The 22,158-nt window shown below is 72.3% G+C and carries 15 protein-coding genes; 10 read left to right on the forward strand and 5 right to left on the reverse strand.

Features of this window, described 5'->3' with window-relative positions; genetic code table 11:
* Position 1: 1 nt before the first annotated feature.
* From SROS_RS33010 to SROS_RS48050, 4 genes are read right to left on the reverse strand one after another with little or no spacing between them, the layout of a single operon-like run.
* On the reverse strand, positions 2-1,513 hold the full coding sequence (locus tag SROS_RS33010; RefSeq protein ID WP_012893276.1) for a class I adenylate-forming enzyme family protein: 1,512 nt from the start codon (positions 1,511-1,513) through the stop codon (positions 2-4).
* A complete protein-coding gene (locus tag SROS_RS53400) occupies positions 1,510-1,899 on the reverse strand; it encodes an acyl carrier protein (RefSeq protein ID WP_012893277.1) in 390 nt (129 codons plus the stop codon). Before SROS_RS53400 ends, SROS_RS33010 begins: the two co-directional genes overlap by 4 nt.
* Entirely contained in the window at positions 1,896-2,075 is a 180-nt protein-coding gene (locus SROS_RS33020; RefSeq protein ID WP_012893278.1) for an MbtH family protein, read from the reverse strand. Before SROS_RS33020 ends, SROS_RS53400 begins: the two co-directional genes overlap by 4 nt.
* Complete coding sequence (locus SROS_RS48050) at positions 2,072-7,702, reverse strand: non-ribosomal peptide synthetase/MFS transporter (RefSeq protein WP_012893279.1); 5,631 nt, start codon at positions 7,700-7,702, stop codon at positions 2,072-2,074. The genes SROS_RS33020 and SROS_RS48050 overlap by 4 nt, the downstream gene beginning before the upstream one ends.
* 385 nt (positions 7,703-8,087) lie before the next feature.
* On the opposite strand from SROS_RS48050, the gene SROS_RS33030 reads away from it, so the two are divergent.
* The 6 genes from SROS_RS33030 (at position 8,088) to SROS_RS33055 (ending at position 15,851) form a co-directional block, all read left to right on the forward strand.
* Positions 8,088-9,080: a thiamine pyrophosphate-dependent dehydrogenase E1 component subunit alpha gene (locus SROS_RS33030; RefSeq protein WP_012893280.1), complete on the forward strand. Its 993-nt coding sequence runs from the start codon at positions 8,088-8,090 to the stop codon at positions 9,078-9,080.
* Positions 9,077-10,063, forward strand: a complete 987-nt coding sequence (locus SROS_RS33035) for an alpha-ketoacid dehydrogenase subunit beta (RefSeq protein WP_012893281.1) — start codon at positions 9,077-9,079, stop codon at positions 10,061-10,063. Before SROS_RS33030 ends, SROS_RS33035 begins: the two co-directional genes overlap by 4 nt.
* A complete protein-coding gene (locus SROS_RS33040; RefSeq protein WP_012893282.1) occupies positions 10,060-11,250 on the forward strand; it encodes a 2-oxo acid dehydrogenase subunit E2 in 1,191 nt (396 codons plus the stop codon). The genes SROS_RS33035 and SROS_RS33040 overlap by 4 nt, the downstream gene beginning before the upstream one ends.
* 191 nt (positions 11,251-11,441) lie before the next feature.
* Positions 11,442-14,009 (forward strand): chitinase C-terminal domain-containing protein, encoded by a 2,568-nt coding sequence (locus SROS_RS33045; RefSeq protein ID WP_012893283.1) that lies wholly within the window; start codon positions 11,442-11,444, stop codon positions 14,007-14,009.
* A gap of 247 nt (positions 14,010-14,256) precedes the next feature.
* Positions 14,257-14,823, forward strand: coding sequence for a copper resistance CopC family protein (locus tag SROS_RS33050; protein WP_012893284.1), 567 nt, complete (start codon positions 14,257-14,259; stop codon positions 14,821-14,823).
* A complete protein-coding gene (locus SROS_RS33055) occupies positions 14,820-15,851 on the forward strand; it encodes a copper resistance D family protein (RefSeq protein ID WP_012893285.1) in 1,032 nt (343 codons plus the stop codon). Before SROS_RS33050 ends, SROS_RS33055 begins: the two co-directional genes overlap by 4 nt.
* Here the strand turns inward: SROS_RS33055 and SROS_RS33060 are convergent.
* Positions 15,809-16,966, reverse strand: a complete 1,158-nt coding sequence (locus tag SROS_RS33060; protein ID WP_012893286.1) for a hypothetical protein — start codon at positions 16,964-16,966, stop codon at positions 15,809-15,811. The genes SROS_RS33055 and SROS_RS33060 overlap by 43 nt on opposite strands.
* A gap of 109 nt (positions 16,967-17,075) precedes the next feature.
* On the opposite strand from SROS_RS33060, the gene SROS_RS33065 reads away from it, so the two are divergent.
* From SROS_RS33065 to SROS_RS51340, 4 genes are all read left to right on the forward strand, one after another.
* Complete coding sequence (locus SROS_RS33065; RefSeq protein ID WP_012893287.1) at positions 17,076-17,597, forward strand: GNAT family N-acetyltransferase; 522 nt, start codon at positions 17,076-17,078, stop codon at positions 17,595-17,597.
* A gap of 61 nt (positions 17,598-17,658) precedes the next feature.
* On the forward strand, positions 17,659-20,259 hold the full coding sequence (locus tag SROS_RS54045) for a CocE/NonD family hydrolase (RefSeq protein WP_012893288.1): 2,601 nt from the start codon (positions 17,659-17,661) through the stop codon (positions 20,257-20,259).
* Positions 20,256-21,167, forward strand: coding sequence for an ABC transporter permease (locus tag SROS_RS33075; RefSeq protein ID WP_012893289.1), 912 nt, complete (start codon positions 20,256-20,258; stop codon positions 21,165-21,167). The genes SROS_RS54045 and SROS_RS33075 overlap by 4 nt, the downstream gene beginning before the upstream one ends.
* Positions 21,168-21,471: 304 nt before the next feature.
* Positions 21,472-22,158 carry a hypothetical protein gene (locus SROS_RS51340; RefSeq protein ID WP_043657328.1) on the forward strand — a complete coding sequence of 229 codons (687 nt, stop codon included), beginning with the start codon at positions 21,472-21,474 and terminating at the stop codon, positions 22,156-22,158.

Below are 22,158 nucleotides of genomic sequence, written 5' to 3' on the forward strand. Positions count from 1 at the left end.
CTCACGTGCCTTCCGTCTGACCCGTCGCGGCGGCGTCGAACAGCCGCCGCAACTCCCTTTTGGTGACCTTTCCTGACTGGTTTCTGGGCAGGGCGTCGACGACGAGCACCCGTTCGGGGAGCTCGTGCCCGGCCAGCCGTTCCGTCAGGAAGGCTCGTAGATCGCCGCCGGAGATCCCGGCGGACCGGGGAACGACGGCGGCGGCGAGCGTGGTGCCCAGCACCGGGTGGGGGAGGCCGACGACCGCGGCCTCCGCGACGTCCGCATGCTCGTACAGGGCGGCCTCCACCTGAAGCGTCGAGACCTTGAACGCGCCCGACTTGACCACGTCGCTCTCGCGGTCGACGAGGTGGAGGTAGCCGTCGGCGTCGAGGTGGCCGAGGTCTCCCATCCGCACCCATCCGTCGCGGAACGCCTCGGCCCCGGCCCGCTCGTCCCGGTAGTAGGACCGGGGGACGGCGGGCGAGCGCAGCCAGACCTCGCCGGTCTCGCCCGCGGGCAGCGGGTCGCCTCCGGGGCCGGCGATGCGCAGGGAGCCGCCGAAGGCGGGCCTGCCCAGTGCCCCGGGCCGGGCCGGATCGAAGATCATGATGGTCTGGGCGGGAGCGGCCTCGGTCGAGGTGTAGTAGTTGGTGATCGTCGCGCTGGGGAAGGCCGCGGCCAGCCGTACCGACACCGAGGGGGGAAGGGCCGAGGCCGCCGAGCCCAGCAGCAGGACGCTCGACATGTCGTGGCGCTCGTGCAGTCCGGCGTTGAGGAACTCGATCGCCATGGCCGGGACCACGAACACGGTGCCGGCCCCGTACGACTCGATCAGGCGGGCGAACCGGCCCGGGGTGAACCGGCCGAGGGTCAGCATGGCCGGACGGGCGTCGAGCGCGTTCATCAGCATCGTCTGCCCGGCGTTGGTGCCGATGGGGAAGGCGTGCAGCAGATGGCGCGAGTGCCCGAACCTCCGGCGGTTCGGCCGGGTCTCGCAGCCGAAGACCAGGTTGGCGTGGCTGGCGGCCACCCCCTTGGGCAGCCCGGTGGTGCCGGAGGTGTAGAGGATCTGGGCCAGGTCCCCGGGCCCGACCCGCACGTCCACCGCTCCGGCCGCGTCGCCCTCCAGGTCGGCCGGGGCGGCGCTCCAGTGGTCGCCCGCGGGCGGCCGGAGGTCGCGCCCGTACAGGACCGCGGAGGCCGAGCAGTGCGCGAGCATGTGCCGGACCTCGGCGGGGGCGAGGCGGTCCGACAGCGGTACGGCGACCGCCCCGGCCTTCTGCGCCGCGCAGTAGGCGACGGAGAAGTCGATCCAGTCCCAGCTCCCGAAGATCAGTCCGACGCGGTCGCCGGGCCGTACCCCGCGGTCGAGCAGGCCGTGCGCGAGGGCGTCGGAGCGCCGCTCCCACTCGCCGAAGGTCATCGCCCCGTTGCCCTCGACGATCACGGCGGCCCGCTCCGGCTCCTGCGCGGCGCGCAGCCGGAGCATCTCGGGCACGGTCCGCGGGACCGGCACGACCGCCGGGGTCATGACGTCCTCGCGGCCACGTAGCCGACCAGCAGCGGGAAGCTGTCGAGATAGGGCGCGCCGCCGCCCAGGTCGAGGGTGACGTCGAACTCGTCCTCGACGGCGTCGATCAGCCGCAGCAGGGCGAGCGAGGTGACGCCGAGCGCGGACAGGGAGGTGCCGGAGGCGAGGATCTCCTCGGAGGTGAGCCTGCCGTCGCAGGCGGTGGAGATCATTCCGGCGATCCTGGCGGCGAGTGCGGAGGTCCCCCCGGCGTCCTCCGCCCGCCGGCCGGCCGCCTCCGGGATCACGACGGCGTCCTCCGCCCGCCGAGCCGCCTCCGGGATCACGTCGGCGCCCGGCACGTACCGGGCGGTCGCGTCGGCGCCCGCCGCCTGCCGGGCGGTCACGCCCGTGCCTGCCGCACACTGAGCGGGCGCATGTCCGTCCACACCTGGTCGATGTGGGCCAGGCAGTCCTCCCTGGGCCCCTGGAAGCCCTCGGCCCGCCATCCGGCGGGCAGCTCCCGGCCGCCGGGCCAGACGGAGTACTGCTCCTCGTCGTTGAGCACCACCAGAAAACTCATCTCTGGGCCTCCTCTTCTTCCTTCTTGCGGGTACGGCTCCGCAGAGCCTCGAAGCCGACCAGGTCGTCGGGGAGCGCGTCGGGGACGTCGGTGTCGAACCACGCCAGCACCCGCACGCGCATGGCGACGAGCGCGATGGCGGCGATGGCCAGGCCGAAGCAGGCGTACATGAATCCGATGCCGCGTCCCTCACCGGTGCCGATCAGCGCGCCGACGGTGCTCGCGAGCGGGCCGTCCGGCGCGAGCAGCGGCTCGAAAACCGCGCTGCCGTACGGCGCGACCAGGCCGAAGCCGATGGGCAGGGTGGACCAGGCGACCAGGGTGTTGAGCGCGATGACCCGGCCGTGGAAGCGCTGCGGCACCTTGACCTGGATGATCGTGGCGTATACGCCGTTGAGCAGGGTGAGGCAGAACGACATGCCGAACGCGCCGGCCGCGATCAGCGGCAGGTTCTGCCGGAAGCCGGTGACCACGCAGAACACCGCGAGGGCGAGCGTGGCCAGGAGCACCCCGTACAGGCGGCGCCGCCGGGGGCCGCCCCAGGCGGTCATCAGCAGCCCGCCGAGGAAGACCCCGAGACCGCCCGCGAACGCGATCCTGCCGACGTCGTCGAGCGTCGCGAACGACAGCACCAGCGGGGAGATCATCAGGAAGAGCGGCGACAGGAAGACGTTGAGCACCGCGAAGAACACGAGCATGCCCCGGAATCCGGGGTTGCCCCACGAGTGGCGGATGCCGTTCATCATCTCGGTCACGACGCCCTCGCGGCGGCGCCAGGGCATGCCGGCGGGGAACCGGACGAACAGCAGGACGATCGTGGCGACGGCGTAGCTGGCCACGTCGATGACGAGGATGCCGCCGAGCCCGATCGTGGCCATCAGCCCGGTCGCGATCAGCGGGACGACGAGCTGGGCGGTGCCGGTGGCCATCTGCACGACGCCGTTGGCGTGGCCGAGGAAGCGCTTGGGGACGATCTGCGGGATCGCCGAGCCGTAGGCGAACCGCTGGAAGGTGAGCGCGACCGACAGGCAGGCCAGCAGCGGGTAGATGTGCCAGATCTCCAGGTTGCCGGTCCACAGCAGGACGCCCAGCGCGAGCTGGGTGCCCCCGGCGGCGACGTCCCCGCAGAGCATGACCCTGCGCCGGTCGTAGCGGTCCACGATCGCCCCGGCGAGGGGCGCCACCAGCATGCCGGGGACCAGTCCCAGCACCGCGAACAGCGCGAACCTGGCCAGCGATCCGGTGTTCAGGTAGATCCAGATGGGGATGGCGAACTCGGTCAGCGCCGACCCGGTGATCGACACGAGCTGTCCCACCGAGATCAGCAGGAACCGCCGCATGCTGGCCTGTGGCGCGCCCCGCTCACCGGCGCCGGAGGCCGCGGATCCGCCCTCCCCGGCGCCGGGCGGGCGGGTGGCCTGGCCGGAGAGGCCATGGAGCCACCACGTGGACTCCTCGGTGCGCTCCAGCGGCGCCGTCTCCCCCGAGGCGACGGCCCGGTGGGTCCCGGTGAGGATGGCGGCCAGCTCCTCCGCCCGGTATTTCACGAAGAAGTGCCCTGCCTCGTCGAGCACCACGCAGGCGACCGTCTCCGAGAGCCGCCGCCATTCGCGGTAGCGCTCCTGGTAGAACTCGGTCGCCGGATCCCGCTCCCCCACCACCGCGATGACGGGCGCCCGGAGCGGGTCGCCCTCGCCCTCGAACAGCCGGGTGAAGTAGCGCTCCGCCGTACGGGTGCCGTGGCGGCGGTTCTCGATGATGAGCTTGAGCTGGTCGCGCTCGAACTCCTCGACGTCGAGGCCGGCCGCGGCGAGCGCGTTGATCCGGCCCTGGTCGCTGGTCATCCGGTCCATCAGGGTTCCGAGCCAACCCAGGCCACGGCCCGGTCGCGCGAACGGGAACACGCCTCCCAGGTAGATGGCGTCGATGACGCGACCGGCCGCCTCCAGGCGCCGGGCGATCTCGGCGACCAGCATGACGCCGAGGCCGCAGTGCCCGTAGAGCACCAGCGGGCCCTCGATCCCGGCGAGGATCTCCTCGGCGCAGTCGCGCGCCACCTCGTCGAAGGGCCGGGCCCGCTCCCCCAGCTCGTGGCCGGGCACCGCGACCGAGTAGAGCGCCCAGCCGGCGGGGAGGGCGTCGGCCAGCGGCTGGTAGACGACCGCGCTGCCCCCGCCGAACGGCACGCACACCATGGTGGAGGTCGCGGCGCGGACCGGGGTGAGCCGGTGCAGCAGGTCGCGCGGGCCGGCGTCTTCGGCCTCCAGCAGGCGGGCCAGGTCCCTGACCGTGCGGTGCTTGAACAGCTCCAGCACGGTGAGCGTCCGCCCGGGGACCTCCTTGCGCAGCCGGGCGATCACCCTCATGGCGAGCAGGGAGTGACCGCCCAGGTCGAAGAAGTCGTCGAGCGCGCCGACCCGTTCCACTTCGAGGACGTCCGCCCAGATCGCGGCGACCGCCCGCTCCGGCGCGGTCTCCGGCGGCACGTACCCGGCGGCCGGGACGTCGGCCCCGGGCTCCGGCAGCCTCGACCGGTCGACCTTCCCGTGGGACTTCAGCGGCAGCTCGTCCAGCCACACGTAGCGGGCCGGGATCATGTAGTCGGGGAGCCGGTCGGCCAGCCACGACCGCACCTCTGCGGCCTCCGCCCTGACCGTCGCGACCAGGTAGGCGACCAGCCGTCCGCCCCGCAGCTCCACCACCGCGTGCGCCACCCCGGGGAAGTCCCCGAGCACCGACTCCACCTCGGCCGGCTCCACCCGGTAGCCGCGGATCTTCACCTGGAGGTCGCAGCGGCCGAGGAACTCCAGCTCTCCGGTGGGCAGCCAGCGGCCGAGGTCACCGGTCCGGTACATCCGGGCACCGGGGCCGCCCCGGGGGTCGGGCAGGAAGCGGTCCGCGGTGAGTCCCGGCCGGCCCAGGTAGCCGCGGGCGAGGCGGTCGCCGCCGAGGTGGATCTCCCCGGGGACGCCGATCGGCACCGGCCGCAGGTTCGCGTCGAGCACGTGGACGCGGGCCCCCGGCAGGGGTGATCCGATCGGCAGCGCCGCCCCCGCCACCGGGATCGGCAGGGCCGCCCCCGCCATGGGGGCGGGACCGGCGGCGCTCCCGGGCGCGGGACCGGCTCCCAGAGCAGGACCGGCTCCCAGAGCAGGACCGGCTCCCGGAGCAGGACCGGCTCCCGGAGCGGGACGGGACAGGCCCCCGGCCTCCGGGGCGCCGGTGCCCGGCCCGACGGCGTAGGTGGTCACGCCGACCGTGGCCTCGGTGGGACCGTAGTGGTTGACGACCCGGCACCGCCCGGCCGCCGCCAGCTCGGCGGCCCAGCCCCACGGCGCGGCCTCGCCGCCGAGGATCAGCAGCTTGCGGGGGAGCAGCTCGGCCGGGGTCGCGTCGGCGAGCAGCGCCGCCAGGTGAGACGGCGTGATCTTGAGGTAGTCGATGCCGTGCCCGCGGAAGTAGGCGGCCAGCTCGGGCCCCGCCGTACGGGACGGGATGAGGTGGAGCGCGCCGCCGGTCGTCAGGCACAGGTAGAAGACGGTCACGCCGAAGTCGAAGGCGAGTGACTGCAGCAGCCCGAACGCCCCGGCCGGCTCCACCCCCAGCCGTTCCCGCGCGCCGTCGAGGTAGACCGTCACCTGCCGGTGCTGGACGGCCACGCCCTTGGGCCGGCCGGTGGTCCCGGAGGTGTAGATGACGTAGGCCAGGTGGCCGGGGGTGACCCCGCTGTCCACCGGCCCCGGGTCCGCCTCGTCGAGGTGCTCCGTGAAGACGGCGGGCAGGTCGCCCGGCAGGCGGTCCCGGAGCTCGGGAGCGGTGACGACCGCGCGGGCCCCGGCGTCGGACAGCACGTAGGCGAGCCGGTCGGCGGGGTGGTCGGGGTCCAGAGGGAGGTAGGCCGCGCCGGCCTTGAGCACGCCGAGCACCGCGACGGCCAGCTCGGCCGACTGCTCCAGGCAGATCGCGACCCGGTCGTCCGGGCCCACGCCCCGCCGTCGCAGCAGGTGGCCGAGCTGGTTGGCCCGCCGTTCCAGCTCGGCGTAGGTGAGCGAGGTGCCGCCGGCGACGACCGCGACGGCGTCGGGCGTGCGCCGGGCCTGCGCGGAGACGGCCTCGTGCAGCAGGCCGCTTCCGGAGGGCTCGGCCGGGGCGGACTCGCCGAGGGCCAGCACCCGGCGGCGCTCGCCGTCCGGGAGGAGCTCCAGCTCGGAGATCCGCGCGCCGGGGTCGGCGACGATCGACCGCAGCAGGTTCTCGAAGCACGCCGCCATCCGCTCGATCGTGTCCGGGCGGAACAGCGCGGTGCTGTAGGTGAGGTTGCCGCGCAGCCCCTCGGGGGTCTCGAACAGGTAGAGGGCGAGGTCGAAGCGGCTGGCGGAGGTCTCGACGGGGAAGGCGGACATGGTCAGGCCCGGGGTGCGCAGCGGCGTGGAGCGGTAGTTCTGCAGCGCGAACATGACCTGGAACACCGGCGACCGGCTGACGTCGCGCTCCACGGCGAGCTCGTTGACGAGCCGGTCGAAGGGGAGTTCCTGGTGGGCGTAGGCGTCCAGCGCCGTCTCGCGGACCCGGGCGAGGAGCTCGGTGAACGTGGGATCGCCCGACAGGTCGGCGCGCATGGGCAGCGAGTTGACGAAGACGCCGACCACGCGCTCCAGCTCGGGCAGGTCGCGCCCGGAGACCGGCGATCCGACCGCGAAGTCGTCCTGCCCGCAGTAGCGTCCGAGCAGCACCTGGAAGGCCGCCAGCAGCGTCATGTACGGCGTGGCGCCGTGGGCCGTCCCGAGTGCGGTGATCTCCTCGCCGAGCCCGGGATCCAGCGCCAGCCCCCGTGCGGCGCCCTCCCACTTCTGCTCGGCGGGACGCGGCAGGTCGGCGGGGAGCTCCAGCGGCGGCAGCCCGTCCAGGTGCCGGCGCCAGTAGCCGATCTCGCGGTCGTAGGCGCGGTCGCGCTGCCAGTGGGCGTAGTCGCCGTAGGCCACCCCCACCGGCGGGAGCAGCGGCTGCCGCCCGGCGCGGTGGGCGGCGTGCAGGGTGAGCAGCTCCTCCATGACGATGTCGCAGGACCAGCCGTCGGTGACGGCGTGGTGCATGGTGAGCAGCAGCACGTGCTCCAGCGGGCCGAGCCGGACCAGCAGGAGCCGGATCAACGGGCCCCGGGCGAGGTCGAAGGGGCGGGCCATCTCCTGGTCGACCACCGCGAGGTCGTCCGTCACCCGCAGCTCCGCCACGGGCGCCGGGTCGACGACGAGCCGAGGGCCGCCGTCCTCGGTGGTGAGCAGCCGCGTGCGCAGGCTCTCGTGCCGCGCGGTCACCTCGGTGAGGGCTGTGGTGAGCGCCTCCTGCTCGACCTCGCCCTCCAGCCTGACCGCGAACGCCACGGTGTAGGCGGCCGTTCCCGGGGCGTACTGCTCCAGGAACCACAGCCGCTCCTGTGCGGGAGAGAGCGGCGGCGCGGTGCCGGGCGGGCGCGGCGGGATGGCCGCGGCGACGACGCGGCCGCCCAGCCGCTGGGCGAGCAGCGCCTGTTTGGCCGGTGACAGGCTGGTGTGCGTCACGACGCCTCCGTGCTGGCGGGAGGGAACCGGCATGCGTTCCCTGGCGGTGGTGAACGGGATCGCCCTCATGGGCGGCTCCATGACGACCGGCCGAAGCGGGCCGCCCGAGGGCGGGCCCGATCCGGTGACGTGAGGACGAGCGCGGCGCGGGATTCCTCCCAGCGCCGAGATGCGCGGGCGCTCCGGCGGGACGGCGGCGCCCGCCCGAGCGTCACTTCTGCCGTACCGATGAGCACGGCTATATGGGAACGCTCCCACGGAGGAGGCTAGAGATCACGCGCCAAATTCGTCAAGGTTTCGGAGTTGTTTTCGGCCCCGCTCAACCGAAACATTCCGACGGTTAGCAAATCACCGCAGATAGAAGCGCATTTCCCGGCTTTCCGTGGAGCGCGGTTACCGATTTCATGATTGACAGTGATCCCGGCGACTTCTACTCTCCGGTGGGAGCGCTCCCATGTCGTATCGATATCCTGCGGCCGAGCGTGTCCCCCCGGTCGCCGACGCCAGGAGCGCACACGTGATCGTCACCGTCCCCACGCCCGCGGGCCTGCGGAACGCACCGTCCCCACCGGCGGACGAGGACCTGGAACTCCTCCTCCTCATCCGGCATTTCGAGCTCGCCCTGCTCAGGCTCTTCGAGGCGGGCGAGCTCAGCGGGACGACCCACACCTGCCTGGGGCAGGAGTACATCCCGGTGGCGCTGAAACCGCTGCTCCAGGAGGACGACCACGTCTTCAGCAACCATCGCGGCCACGGCCACTTCCTCGCCCGGCACGCCGAGCCGCACGGCCTCCTCGCGGAGATCATGGGCCGCGAGGGCGCGCTCTGCGCGGGGGTGGGCGGCAGCCAGCACATCTACCACCGGCGCTTCCTGTCCACCGGGGTCCAGGGCGAGAGCCTCCCGGTCGCGGTCGGCGTGGCGCTCAAGCTGAAGGGGAGCGGCGCTCTCGCCTGCGCCTACGTCGGCGACGGCACCTGGGGCGAGGGCTCGGTCTACGAGGCGCTCAACATGGCCCAGCTCTGGCGGGTGCCGCTGCTGGTCGTCGTCGAGAACAACGGGATCGCCCAGTCGACCCCGACCGCCGCGCAGATGTCCGGCGACATCGCGGCCCGCGCCGCCGCGTTCGACGTCCTGCACCACCGCATGACCTCCACCGAGGTGGACGAGATCCGCGCCGAGCTGGCCCCCCTCCTCACGGTGGTCCGCGGGGACAGCCGGCCGCTGGTCGCCGAGTTCGTCACCCACCGGCTCGGCCCGCACAGCAAGGGCGACGACACCAGGCCCCCCGAGGAGATCGCGCGGGCGCGCGACCACGACTGGTACGCCCGCTACGCGCGGATGTTCCCCGATCGCTTCGACCGCCTCGACCGGGAGCGGCGCGAGCTGGTCGAGCGGATCGCCGCCGAGGTCGCGGCCCGGCCGCCGTCGGTGTGGGAGCGGCGGTGACACGCGTCTCGGAACACCTCAACCAGGCCCTGCACGACCTGATGGAGGCCGACCCGCGCGTGCACCTGCTCGGCGAGGACGTCTCCGACCCGTACGGCGGGGCCTTCAAGGTCACCAGGGGTCTGTCCACCAGGTTCGGCGACCGCGTGCGGTCCACCCCGCTGAGCGAGGGCGCGCTCGCCGGGGTCGGGGCCGGCCTCGCCCTGGCCGGCGACAGGGCCGTCGTCGAGATCATGTTCGCCGACTTCGCCGCGCTCGCCTTCGACCAGCTCGTGAACTTCGCCGCCAAGTCCACCTCCATGTACGGCAGGCCCGTGCCGATCCCGCTGGTCGTCCGCTGCCCCTCGGGGGGCAACCGGGGCTACGGCCCCACCCACAGCCAGAGCCCGCAGAAGCACTTCATCGGCGTCCCCGGCCTCGCGCTGTTCGAGATGACCCCCTTCCACGACGCGGGCGAGCTGTTCGCCCGGATGTTCGCGCTCGGGCAGCCCTGCCTGTTCTTCGAGGACAAGGTCCTCTACACCCGGCGGATGTACGAGGACGGGGTCGTGGACGACCTGTTCCGCTACGAGCTCGACGGCGACGTCGCCCGGGTCTTCCTCGACGGCGTGACGGAGCCCGACTGCACGCTGATCGCCCACGGCGGCATGGCCCACCGGGCGCTCTCGGCCATGCGCGAGCTGCTCCTGGAGGAGGACCTGGCCTGCGAGCTGCTGGTGCCCGCCCGGCTTCACCCGCTGCCCGGCCTGCCCGGCCTGGAGCGCGCCCGGCACGTGTGCGTCGTCGAGGACGGCACGGAGGGCGGGACCTGGGGGGCGGAGGTGGCGCGGCTGCTCTACCCCCGGCTCTGGTCCACCCTGCGCCGTCCCATCGGCCTGATCAGCGCGGCCGACAGCGTCATCCCGGCAGCGCCCCACCTGGAGCGCGAGGTGCTCGTCCAGCCCGGCCGGATCCGGCACACGATCGTGGAGGCCCTGTCTTGATCGAGATCCGGGTGCCCAAGCTCAACAACAACGACACCGTCTACCTGCTGGTGGAGTGGGCGGCCGGGGACGGCCAGGCCGTACGGGCCGGGGAGCCGCTGGCGGTGCTGGAGACCTCCAAGGCAGCCGAGGAGCTCACCGCCGAGGAGGACGGAACGCTGCTGTGCCTGCTGGAGGCGGGCGCCGAGTGCGCGCCGGGCCAGGTGATCGCCCGGCTGCTGGCCGAGGGCGAGGAGGCCGGGGCGGCCGCCGGACCGCCGCCCCAGCCGGTGCCCGCCGGCCACGGGGATCCGGAGGCGATCGTCGTCACCGCCCCCGCCCGGCTGATGATGGACGAGCGCGGCATCTCCATGGAGCAGGTGCGGACCCTCGGCAGGAAGGTGATCAGACGGGCCGACCTGGAGCTCCTCGGTGCCTCCCGGACGGCCCCGCAGGACTCCGGACCGCCCGCCGTCCCGATGGACGCCGGACCGCCCTCCGCCCCGGTGGACGCCGACGACCCCGGCCTGATCGAGCTGTCGCGGACCCAGCGCCGGGTCGCCGAGGTGGTCGAGCGGTCGCACCGCGACATCCCCGCCGCGTTCACCGTCATGCGGGTCGACGTGACGGACGCCCTGCTGTTCGCCCGCCGGGAGACCAAGCGGCTGCGCGTCCTCGTCGGCGTTCCCGAACTGCTGGTGGAGGCGGCCGGCCGGCTGCTCGACCGCTTCCCGCTGTTCTTCGCCACGCCCGTCGACGGCCGCCGGGCCCGCCGGGCCGCGACGGCCGAGGTCGGCGTGACCGTCGACGTCGGCAGGGGGATGTTCGTCCCGGTGGTGCGGGACGCGGGAGGGCGCCCGCTCGGCGAGATCGCCCGCGAGCTGACGAGGTTCCGCCGGACAGCGCTGAACGGGGCCTTCAGGGAGCAGGACCTCCGGGGCGGCAACATCATGGTCACCCTGCACACCGACGCCGCCGTGGTCATGGCCGCCCCCGTCGTCTTCCCCGGCCAGGTCTGCGCGCTGTCGCTCACCGCGCCGCGTCCGGAGGTCGTGGAGACCCGCGACGGCGGCTTCACCGTCCGGAAGGTGATCATGCTGGGCCTCGCCTACGACCACCGTTTCGTCAACGGCCGCGAGTCGGCCGAGTTCCTCGGCGCACTCAGGAGCGCGCTGGAGAGCCCCGGGGACGGCACCTCGGAGCGGTGAGCGCATTCCCTTTCCCCCTCTCCGCCACGTCGCCGCATTCTCCTCCGCCATTGCTCCACACCCATTAATTATCAGGAAACTTTCTTAAAAGAAAGCATTGACGGGCCTGATGGGAGCGCATAGTTTCCCGTTCAATGACCCGTGGGGGGCGGGATCACGGCTATGTTCCCCTGCTCGGAGGTAGCTCTCCCATGTCCTCACGTCTACGCGCCGGCCTCGCGGCGGCCGGCGCGTCACTCGCCCTGATCGCAGGCGCGCTCGCCGGCACGGCCGCCGCCGCGGCCGACGACGAGTCCTGCCGCCCGGACGGCCTCTACACCACCCCGGGCCTCAGCGTGCCCTTCTGCCAGGTCTACGACGAGGCCGGCCGGGAGAAGATGGGCGCCGGCCACCCGCGCCGCATCATCGGCTACTTCACCGGGTGGCGGACCGGCAAGAACGGCCAGCCGTCCTACCTGGCCAAGGACATCCCGTGGGGCAAGATCACCCACATCAACTACGCGTTCGCGCACGTCGGCCCGGACAACAGGATCTCGGTCGGCACCGACGGCCCGGACAACGCGGCCACCGGCATGGAATGGCCGGGGATCGACACGCTCGACCCCGCCCTGCCGTACAAGGGCCACTTCAACCTGCTGAACAAGTACAAGAAGGCCAACCCCGACGCCAAGACGCTGATCAGCGTCGGCGGCTGGGCCGAGACCGGCGGCTACTTCGACGCCTCCGGCGCGCGCAAGCCCTCCGGCGGCTTCTACACGATGACCACCAACGCCGACGGCTCCGCCAACACGGCCGGGATCAACGCCTTCGCCGACTCCTCGGTGGAGTTCGTCAGGAAGTACGGCTTCAACGGCGTCGACCTCGACTACGAGTACCCGACCTCGATGAAGGACGCGGGCCACCCGCTGGACTGGCAGGTCGCCAACGCCCGCCGCGCGTCGCTGATGAAGAACTACGCGGTCCTGATGAAGACCATGCGCGACAAGCTCAACGCCGCCTCGGTCGCCGACGGCAAGTACTACATGCTGACCATCGCCGCCCCGTCGTCCGGCTACCTGCTGCGCGGCATGGAGACCTTCCAGGTCACCCAGTACCTGGACTACGTCAACATCATGTCCTACGACCTGCACGGCGCGTGGAACGAGTTCGTCGGCCCCAACGCCGCGCTCTACGACGACGGCAAGGACGCCGAGCTCGCCAAGTGGAACGTCTACAACACCGAGGCGTACGGCGGGCTCGGCTACCTGAACACCGACTGGGCCTACCACTACTTCCGCGGCGCGATGCAGGCCGGCCGGATCAACATCGGCGTGCCGTACTACACCCGCGGCTGGCGCAACGTCACCGGCGGCGTCAACGGCCTGTGGGGCACGTCCAAGAGCACCGGCGGCTGCCCCACCGGGCTGACCTCCTGCGGTGACGGCGCTCGCGGCATCGACAACCTCTGGCACGACGAGGAGAACAACACCGAGGTCAGCGGCGGCGGCAACCCGCTGTGGCACGCCAAGAACCTCCAGGACGGCCGCGTCGGCTCCTACGGCCCCGCCTACGGCCTGGACCCGGCCGACCCCGAGGACAGGCTGACCGGCACCTACACCCGCAACTACGATTCCACCCTCGTCGCGCCGTGGCTGTGGAACTCCACCAAGAAGGTCTTCCTGTCCACCGAGGACGACCAGTCCATCGGCGTCAAGACCGACTACGTCAAGGACCGGGGCATCGGCGGCCTGATGATCTGGGAGCTCGCCGGCGACTACGGATGGGACGCGCCCAAGGGCGAGTGGTTCATGGGCAACACCCTCACCAACCAGATGTACGACGCGCTCAAGACCGCCACGCCGTACGGCGCGACCCGCGCCAAGGTGGCCGTGCCGAACGAGAAGCTCGACGTGGGCGTGGAGATCGGCGGCTTCCCGGTCGGTGACAGCAACTATCCGATCACCGGCAAGCTGAAGATCACGAACAGGTCGGCGACGACGATCCCCGGCGGCGCGGAGTTCCAGTGGGACTACGCCAGCTCGGCCCCGAAGAACGCCAAGGACCAGTCCGGCTTCGGCGTCACCGTGATCAGCAGCGAGCACGGCGCGGGCAACAACATCGGCGGCCTGAAGGGCGACTTCAACCGGATCTCCTTCAAGCTGCGGGCCAACGAGCCGCTGGCCCCCGGCGCCTCGCTGAACATGGACTACGTCTACTACCTGCCCGCCCCGGCGCCGGCCAACTTCACCGTGAGCTTCGGCGGCAGGACCTACGGTCTGACGGCCGACCACGCCCGGGGCGGCGTGATCGTCAACCCGACCCCGACGACCGGCCCGACCGGCGGCCCGGGCGGCGACTGCTCCGCCCCCGCCTGGTCGGCCACCCAGGTCTACACCGGCGGCAACAAGGTCTCCTACAAGGGCAGGCAGTGGGAGGCCAAATGGTGGACCCAGAACAACGAGCCCGGCACCAACGACGTCTGGAAGGACCTCGGGGCCTGCGCCACCCCCTCCCCCACCGTGACCCCGACGCCCACCGCGACCCCGACCGTCACACCGACCGCCACGCCGACGCCCACCCCGACCCCGACCCCGACCGTCACGCCGACGCCGACGGTCACCCCCACCGGCGCCTATCCGGCCTGGAAGGCGGGCACGGCCTACACCACCGGCACCCGGGTCTCCCACTCCGGCGCCGACTACGAGTGCCGCCAGCCCCACACCGCCTCCGCGGGCTGGGAGCCCTCGAACGTCCCGGCCCTCTGGCTGCGCCTGAGCTGAGCCCCGTCCCCTGATCCCGCCGAACCCCCCGGCGCCCGGCCGCGTCCCACCGACGCGGCCGGGCGCCGGCGCGTTCGCGCGCCGCGGCCCCGGAGGCGCCCCGGACCGCGGGACCGGGACCGGGGGACCGCCGGCGACCACGGCGGACCGGCGCACGCGCGGGTACGGACTCACTCGATTCCCCGGGCGCGAGGCAGTGGTGGGAGCATGGCCGGGTCATGAAAAACCCAACGGAAGGCCACGATCAGTGAGGCGGCTACTCACGGTCCTGCTGTTCGCGTGTGCCGCGCTGCTCGGCGTGGTCACCCCCGCGCAGGCCCACAACGTGCTGATCGGCAGCGACCCCAAGGACGGCGCCCAGCTCGCCACCGGGCCCGCGAAGATCACACTCACCTTCGACCAGCCGGTGCGGCAGGGCTTCGCGCAGATCAGCGTGACCGGTCCCGACGGGAGCCGCTGGGAGGACGGCAAGACGGCCGTCGACAGCCAGAAGGTCGGCATCGGGGTCAGGCCCCTGGGACCGGCCGGGCAGTACGTCGTGGGATACCGCATCCTGTCCTCCGACGGCCATCCGGTGTCCGGCAAGGTCACCTTCACCCTGACCGCCGCCGGTCCGGGCACCGCGTCCCAGCCGGTCCCGGCCCCCTCGGCCGCCGCGCCCCAGGCTCCCGACCTGAGCGCCCAGGCTGCCGAGGCGGCGCAGAACGGCGGGGCCGGGATGGCGGTGCTGTGGATCGCCGCCGCCCTCGTCCTGCTGGGCGGTGCCACCGTCGTGGCGCTGCGCCGTACCAGGGAGCAGGGGTCCACCGGATGACCGCGACCGTCGAGCGTGCCCCCGAGTCGGGCACGGTCAGGAGGCTGGTGGTCGGCGGCCTCGTCTCGGGTGCCGTGCTCTCCGTGCTGGTCGTCACGGCGCTCACCGCCGAGGAGGCGGTGCCGGGGATCGCGCTGCCCGGCCCGCTGGTGGAGTACGGCCTGCCGGTGCTGCGGGTGCTGCTGGACCTGGCCGCGGTGGCCGTGGTCGGGCTGAGCCTGCTGCCCAAGATGCTCGGATTCGACGATCCGGAGCGGACCGAGCCGGTGATGCGCCGGGCACGGCCGCTGGCGGTGACGTTCGCGTGGGCGTGGGCGGTGCTGGCGCTGGTCGTCATCGTGTTCCAGACCGCCGAGCTGAACCCGGGGGCGCTCCCGACCCCGGGGATGATCGCCGACTACGTCGACAGCGTGGGCGCGGGCCAGGGGATGCTCTTCAGCGCCGCCTGCGCGCTCGCCTACGCCGGGATCGGGCTGCTGGCCGTGCGGTTCGGCGAGAAGGTCCCGGCCGAGCTGCGGATCGTGATCGCCTTCTTCGGCCTGCTGCCGATCCCGGTCACCGGCCACGCGGTCGACTCGGTCTGGCACGACCCCATCATGATCTCGATGGAGCTGCACGTGATGGGTTCGGCCGCCTGGACGGGCGGGCTGCTCACGATCATCACGCTGGTCGCCGCGGACCGTGAGCTGCTGGCCCGGGTCCTGCCGAAGTTCTCCAGGCTGGCGACTCTGGCGCTGGTCCTGGTCAGCGTCTCCGGCCTGGTGAACGGCCTGGCCACGATGGCCCTCACCCAGGGGGTGGAGCTGCCGGGCGCGGTGTTCACCAGCGACTACGGGCTGCTCGTGGTGGCCAAGACCGTCTGCGTGGCGCTGCTCGTCCCGTTGGCGGCCCACATCCGCTTCCGCCTGCTGCCGCGCATCGCTGAGCGGCAGGGGACGGCGGTCGCGGCGTGGGCGGCGGCGGAGATCACCGTGATGGGCCTGGCCTACGGCATCGCGGTGGCTCTGACCACGGCGTCCATGTCCTGAGCCCGGAGGCCGTGCCGGGTGGAGGCCCACTCGGCACCCAGCCACAGCGCGGCGAGCATGAGGCCGCCGACCAGCATGGTCATGGGCGTCACCAGCGGCGGGGTGTAGTAGGCCACGCTCTGGAGGCGGAGCGCCTGGTCGACGAGTATGGTCGCCCCGAGCGAGCCGACCAGCGCCCTGACCGCCGGGATCCGGATCAGGAACGCCAGGTCGACGGCGAGCGCGCCGGCGATCAGGAAGATCGGCACCGCCGAGCGCGGGAAGTCCGCGAGCGCCAGGAGCGGCCAGATCAGGGTGCGGAAGGCGAGGTAGACGCCGATCACGGCGGTGGCCGAGAACATCCGGCCGATCATCGCGCGGGCGAAGACCAGGACGATCATGGCGGCCACCGCGGCGTAGATCGGATACACCTGGTCGGGCACCGGCAGCGAGAAGTTGACCACCATCTGCCGGTCCACCGAACGGCCCATCTGGTCGGCGGCGAACTGCAGCAGGATGGGCTCGGCCTCCGGCTGCCCCCGGTCCCAGGCGGCGATGCCGAACACGCCGTACTCCTGGTGCTGCGCCGGGAACCAGACGTTCTCGAACAGGAACACGAAGAGCCCGCCGAGCACCAGCGTCCGCATCCGCCCGGGGGGCGCCCCCATGAACCAGCCCCGGATCACCCCGCAGACCATGAGGAACGTGCCGATGTAGAGCATCATGTGCGACGGGCTCCACGAGGTGATGTCGAGCCCGTTGACGCGGTGGTTGATCAGGTCCAGCGGCACCGCGACAAGGAAGATCCCGGTGCCCCAGCCGATGAGGCGCTGCGCGGTCCGGTCCACGCCGTAGCCGGTGTAGAGATGGATGATCGTGAGTACGAGGGCGATGGCCGTGCCGACGCTGTTGAGCAGGTGCGGCGGCGCCAGATCGTCACGGAGCCACTTGAAGTGCCAGGAGACGTCCCAGGAGGCGCCGAGCACCTTGAAGGAGAACGCCACCAGCCATCCGAGGTAGAGCAGCCGGAACAGATCCTCCGGCGTCTCCCGGCCGGCCTTCCCCCGGTTCCAGTAGGGCAGGGCCCACTCGACGACTGGAGTGGCTCTTCGTTTCAGGCTCTCGACTGGCTTCACGCGTCGAAATGATGCCTGGCCTTTACCTTGGTGCGCAATCGGGGACATCCCTTAGGCATCGTCCAGGCATTGGCATGGGCGGACCTTCATGTCGAGATAATTACCTGCTATGGGAGCTTTTGTACGAGATGGCCGCCCAGACGACGCCGCGGACGTCCTGCGTGTCAGGACCGAGACGTGGAAGACGGCCTACCGGGGGCTCCTTCCCCAGGACTACCTCGACGACCTGCGGGTGGAGCCCCGGGCGGTGGAGGTCTGGAGGGGAAGGCTCTCCTGTGGCGCCGGCCGCCTCGTGATCGGTGAGGCGGCCGGCGAGGTCGCCGGTTTCGGCCTGTTCGGGCCCGCGCGCGACGAGGGGCTCACCGGCGGGGAGATCTACGCGATCTACGTGCTCAGCGCGCACTGGTCGACCGGGCTGGGACTGGCCCTGATGGAACGGTCCGTGGCCCGGCTGCGGGAGATGGGGCACATCGAGGCGGGGCTCTGGGTCCTGGAGGGCAACGCCCGTGCCCGCGCGTTCTACGAGCGGTTCGGATTCACCCCCTCCGGCCGGGTCAAGGACGTGGAGGGCCTGCCCTTCCCGGTCTCCGAGGTGCACTACCGGCTCCCCCTCGCCGCCGCGGGCGCCTGACCTCCGGCGGCCGGCTGAGCCGTCTCAGTCCGCTCTCAGCTCCTCTCAGTAGGCTCTCGGCATGAAGCTTGCGAGGGGACCGGCCACCTGGGTCGCGGTGGTCATCGTGCTGGTCGTCGGTGTCGCGACCTGGTTGCTGTGGCCGTCCGCACCGTCCGTGCGGGCCCAGGACCAGAAGATCGCGGTGCTCGACGGGCCGCAGGACGATCAGAAGGTCACGCTCGACGCGAGTTTCTTCCCGCCCGCCGGAGGCGGCAGGGCTCCGGCCGTACTGCTGGCGCACGGCTTCGGCGGCAGCAAGCAGAGCGTCCGGGACGCGGCGGTACGGCTGGCGCAGGAGGGCTACGCCGTGCTGACCTGGTCGGCACGGGGCTTCGGTCGGTCCACCGGGCAGATCGCGCTCAACTCCCCCGACTACGAGGTCAAGGACGTCCGCCAGCTCGTGGACTGGATGGCCAGGCGGCCCGAGGTCCAGCTCGACGCGGCCGGCGACCCCCGGCTGGGCATCGCGGGCGGCTCGTACGGCGGCGCCATCGCTCTGATGGCCGCCGCGCACGACAGCAGGATCGACGCGATCGTCCCCCAGGTCACCTGGCACGACCTGGCCGACGCGCTCTTCCCCAACGCCACCGGCCAGGGGCCGCAGAGCGGCGTGTTCAAGCGGATGTGGGCGGGGCTGTTCTTCAGCCGGGGCGGCCCGGCGCCGGAGGCCGGGGTGGCCGCCGCGCTGGGCGGTTCCGCCCGGCCCGCCCAGCCCGCTGCGCCGCTGAACGCGCAGGAGGTCCGGTGCGGCCGGTTCCTGCCGGAGATCTGTGACATGTACCAGCAGGTGGCCGAGACCGGCCGGCCGACCCCGAGCGCGGTCGAGACCCTGCGCAGGTCCAGCCCGGTCTCGGTGCCGGGGAAGATCAGGATTCCGACGCTGCTGCTCCAGGGGCAGCGTGACTCGCTGTTCCCCCTGGCCCAGGCGGACGCCAACGCCAGGGCGATCGCCGCGACGGGCGCCCCGGTCGGCGTCGCCTGGTTCGACGGCGGCCACGACGGCGGCAACGGCGAGGTCGACTGGCTCCACGGGCAGACCCTCGGCTGGTTCGACCGCCATCTGAAGAAGGCCACCGGCGGAGAGAGCGTGAACAGCGCGTTCACCGTCACCCGCGACGGCGGCCGCGACCCGGGCACCCGCCGGCCGGTCCAGCTGCACGCCACCTCGGGCGGCTACCCCGGCCTGTCCGGCACCGGCCAGACCTCGGTGCCGCTCATCGGGCCCGAGCAGCCGGTGGCCAATCCGCCGGGCGGCTCCCCCGCCTCGATCTCCGCCGTCCCCGGCTTCGGCGGTCTCACCGCCGGCGCCGGCAACCTGAACGTGTCGGTCGACATGGCCGGGCAGAGCGCCGACTTCGACTCCGCCCCCCTCACCGCCCCGCTCCAGGTGACCGGCAGCTCCACCGTGAAGGTGCGGGTGCGCTCCGAGCCCGGGGCCGCCTCCGGCGCCGGAGACGGGAAGGCCGGCCCGGGTGAGGTGACGCTGTTCGCCAAGCTCTACGACGTGGCCGGCGACACCCAGGCCCCCATCCTGCCCGAGGGGCTCGCCGCCCCGGTCCGGATCACCCTGCCCGAGGGCGGCGCCGGGGAGGCCACGGTCAGCCTGCCCGCCATCGACCACCGCTTCGACGCGGGGCACCGGCTGCGCGTCACGTTCACCACCACCGACCTCGGCTACAGCACGCCGGCCGCCCCCGCCGTCTACACCGTCGGCCTGGCCGCACCGGCCGTGACCGTCCCGACCGACACCTCCCTGCGGACCCCCTCCACCGGTCCCGCCTGGTGGACCTGGGCGCTGCCGCTGGCCTCCGTGGTGGTCGCGGTCGCCCTGGTGCTGTCCGGGCGCCGGCGCCGCCGGGACGAACACGACCCGGACCTGGAGGCCGTCCCCCTGCGGATCAACGGCCTGACCAAGGCCTACAGCAACGGCGAGCTGGCCGTGAACGACCTGTCCTTCACCGTCGAGCACGGCCAGGTGCTCGGACTGCTCGGCCCCAACGGCGCGGGCAAGACCACCACCATGCGGATGCTGATGGGCCTGATCCACCCCGACGCCGGCGAGATCCGGATCTTCGGACACCGGATCGTCCCCGGCGCCCCCGTCCTGTCCCGGCTGGGCTCCTTCGTCGAGGGCCCCGGCTTCCTGCCGCACCTGAGCGGCCGGGCCAACCTTGAGCTCTACTGGAAGGCGACGGGCCGTCCCGCCGAGGACGCCCACTTCGCCGAGGCCCTGGAGATCGCCGGGCTCGGCGGCGCGCTGGAGCGCGCCGTGCGGACCTACTCCCAGGGCATGCGCCAGCGCCTGGCCATCGCCCAGGCCATGCTCGGCCTGCCCGACCTGCTGGTCCTCGACGAGCCCGCCAACGGTCTCGACCCGCCCCAGATCAGGGAGATGCGCAAGGTCCTGATCGCCTACGCCGCGCGGGGCCGTACCGTCATCGTCTCCAGCCACCTGCTCGCCGAGGTGGAGCAGACCTGCAGCCACGTGGTGGTCATGCACCGCGGCCGCCTCGTCACGGCCGGCCCGGTCAGCGAGCTGCTGAGCGGCCGTACCGCCTCCAACGGCTCGGGCACCCGCCTGGAGGACGTGTTCCTGGACCTGATCGGAGAAAAGGCATGAACGGCGCCCACGGCCCCGGTACGGCTCTCGCCGGTTCCCCGGCGAGCACCGGCTCCCCGGGGGACGGCTCGACGCCCGGCTACCTGGCCGGGCGGACGCTGCCGCTGATGGTGGAGGTGGTCCGCCAGTTCAAGCGCGGCCGCACGCTGGTCATGTTCGGCCTGCTGCTCGCGCTGCCGTGGATCCTGGTGATCGCCTTCAAGGTCGGCGCCCGCTCCAGCCAGCCGGGCAACACGCTGCGCATCTCCGACCTGGCGACCGAGGGCGGCCTGAACTTCGCCGCGTTCGCGCTCTCGGTGTCGGCGAGCTTCCTGCTGGTCGTCGCCGTGGCGCTGTTCTGCGGCGACACCGTGGCCAGCGAGGCGAACTGGTCCTCGCTGCGCTACCTGCTGGCCGCCCCGATCCCCCGCGACCGGCTGCTGCGGCAGAAACTGATCGTCGCGATGGGCTACTCGGCGGCGGCGGTGATCTGCCTGCCGCTGATGGCGCTGCTGGCCGGGACCCTCGCCTTCGGCTGGAACGACGTCCGCGTGCCGGGCACCGGCGAGACCATCGCCGCGCTGGAGGTGCTGCCCCGCTTCGGCGTCGTGATCATCTATGCCCTGATCAGCCAGTTCGTGGTCGCCGCGCTGGCCTTCCTGCTCTCGGTCAGCACCGACTCCCCGCTCGGCGCGGTCGGCGGGGCGGTCGGCCTGGTGATCGTGAGCAGCATCCTGCAGGCGGTGGAGGCGCTCGGCTCGCTCCGGGAGTTCCTGCCGACGTTCTGGAACACGGCCTGGCTGGACGCCCTCGCCCCGCAGCCCGACTACAGCGGCATGATCAAGGGTGTGGCCGTCTCGGTCACCTACTCGGTGATCCTGATCGCGTTCGCCTTCCGCAGGTTCCGGCGGAAGGATGTCGTTTCTTAACGTTCAGGACCACTTCCTGATTCTTGACGCATTCACAGCGAAGTATCGGCCGTGGAGCGCCGCCGGCATAGCTCGCCCGGAAGTCTTTCCCTCCGGGCGAGCTATGCCCGTTTTTTACCCATATGAGTTTCTTTATCACGCTCTAGGGTAGGAAAAGGCCGATTCGGAAGCGCGATGCTTCCGACACCTTCACAGCGACAGGCGTCAGTCCTTGACGACGTCCTCCCTCCCGTCCGACCGGCCGATCGAAGCCTCGCGGATGGACGGAACCCAAGGCGGAGTGATCGATTGGGGAGTGGTGATCGTGAAATGCGGAGCGCAGATAGCCCTGGCCGTGGGCGCGGGCTATCTTCTTGGCCGGAATCGCAGGCTACGCATGGCGGTCGCGCTGGCGGCGGCCGGTGCGACCGGCCGGCTGGGCGCGAGCGGGAGCGACCTGGTGCAGCAGGTGCTGAAGAAGCTCGGGACCGTCCCGGAACTGGAGAAGATCGTCGACAGCGTCCGGGGGGAGCTGTTCGAGGTCGGCAAGGCCGCGGCCAAGGCCGCGGCGACCAAGCAGGTCGACGCGCTGACCTCCAAGCTCCACGAGCGCGCGGACATGCTCCGGACCCCCGGCAAGCCCGGAGGCGCCGAGGAGGCCGAGGAAGAGGAGCCGGAGCCCGCTCCCAAGCGCCGGGGCCGGAAGGCCGCCAAGGCCCGCGAGGAGCAGGAGCCCGAGGAAGAGGAAGAGGAGTACGAAGAGGATCTTGAGGAGGAGCCCGAGGAAGAGGAAGAACTCGAAGAGGAACCGGAGGAGGAGCCGGAACCCGCTCCCCGGCGCCGCCCCTCGGCGTCCCGCCGCCGGCCGGCCGCCAAGGCCCGCGAGGAGCAGGAGCCCGAGGAGGAAGAGGAGGAAGAGGAGCCGAGGCCCAGGGGGGCCAGGCGCCGTGGCGGCGTGCAGCGTGAGACGACGCCCGCGCGCAGCCGGCCCGTCCGCCGGGCGCGGGGGTGA

This window comes from Streptosporangium roseum DSM 43021, assembly GCF_000024865.1.
In the GTDB taxonomy this organism is placed as follows: domain Bacteria; phylum Actinomycetota; class Actinomycetes; order Streptosporangiales; family Streptosporangiaceae; genus Streptosporangium; species Streptosporangium roseum.

What these genes read in the sequence shown, in the direction of transcription:
- SROS_RS33010 (WP_012893276.1), bottom strand. Translation starts at nt 1,513, where the DNA reads ATGACCCCGGCGGTCGTGCCGGTCCCGCGGACCGTGCCCGAGATGCTC.
- SROS_RS33020 (WP_012893278.1), bottom strand. Translation starts at nt 2,075, where the DNA reads ATGAGTTTTCTGGTGGTGCTCAACGACGAGGAGCAGTACTCCGTCTGG.
- SROS_RS48050 (WP_012893279.1), bottom strand. Translation starts at nt 7,702, where the DNA reads ATGAGGGCGATCCCGTTCACCACCGCCAGGGAACGCATGCCGGTTCCC.
- SROS_RS33030 (WP_012893280.1), top strand. Translation starts at nt 8,088, where the DNA reads ATGTCGTATCGATATCCTGCGGCCGAGCGTGTCCCCCCGGTCGCCGAC.
- SROS_RS33045 (WP_012893283.1), top strand. Translation starts at nt 11,442, where the DNA reads ATGTCCTCACGTCTACGCGCCGGCCTCGCGGCGGCCGGCGCGTCACTC.
- SROS_RS33055 (WP_012893285.1), top strand. Translation starts at nt 14,820, where the DNA reads ATGACCGCGACCGTCGAGCGTGCCCCCGAGTCGGGCACGGTCAGGAGG.
- SROS_RS33065 (WP_012893287.1), top strand. Translation starts at nt 17,076, where the DNA reads ATGGGAGCTTTTGTACGAGATGGCCGCCCAGACGACGCCGCGGACGTC.
- SROS_RS54045 (WP_012893288.1), top strand. Translation starts at nt 17,659, where the DNA reads ATGAAGCTTGCGAGGGGACCGGCCACCTGGGTCGCGGTGGTCATCGTG.
- SROS_RS33075 (WP_012893289.1), top strand. Translation starts at nt 20,256, where the DNA reads ATGAACGGCGCCCACGGCCCCGGTACGGCTCTCGCCGGTTCCCCGGCG.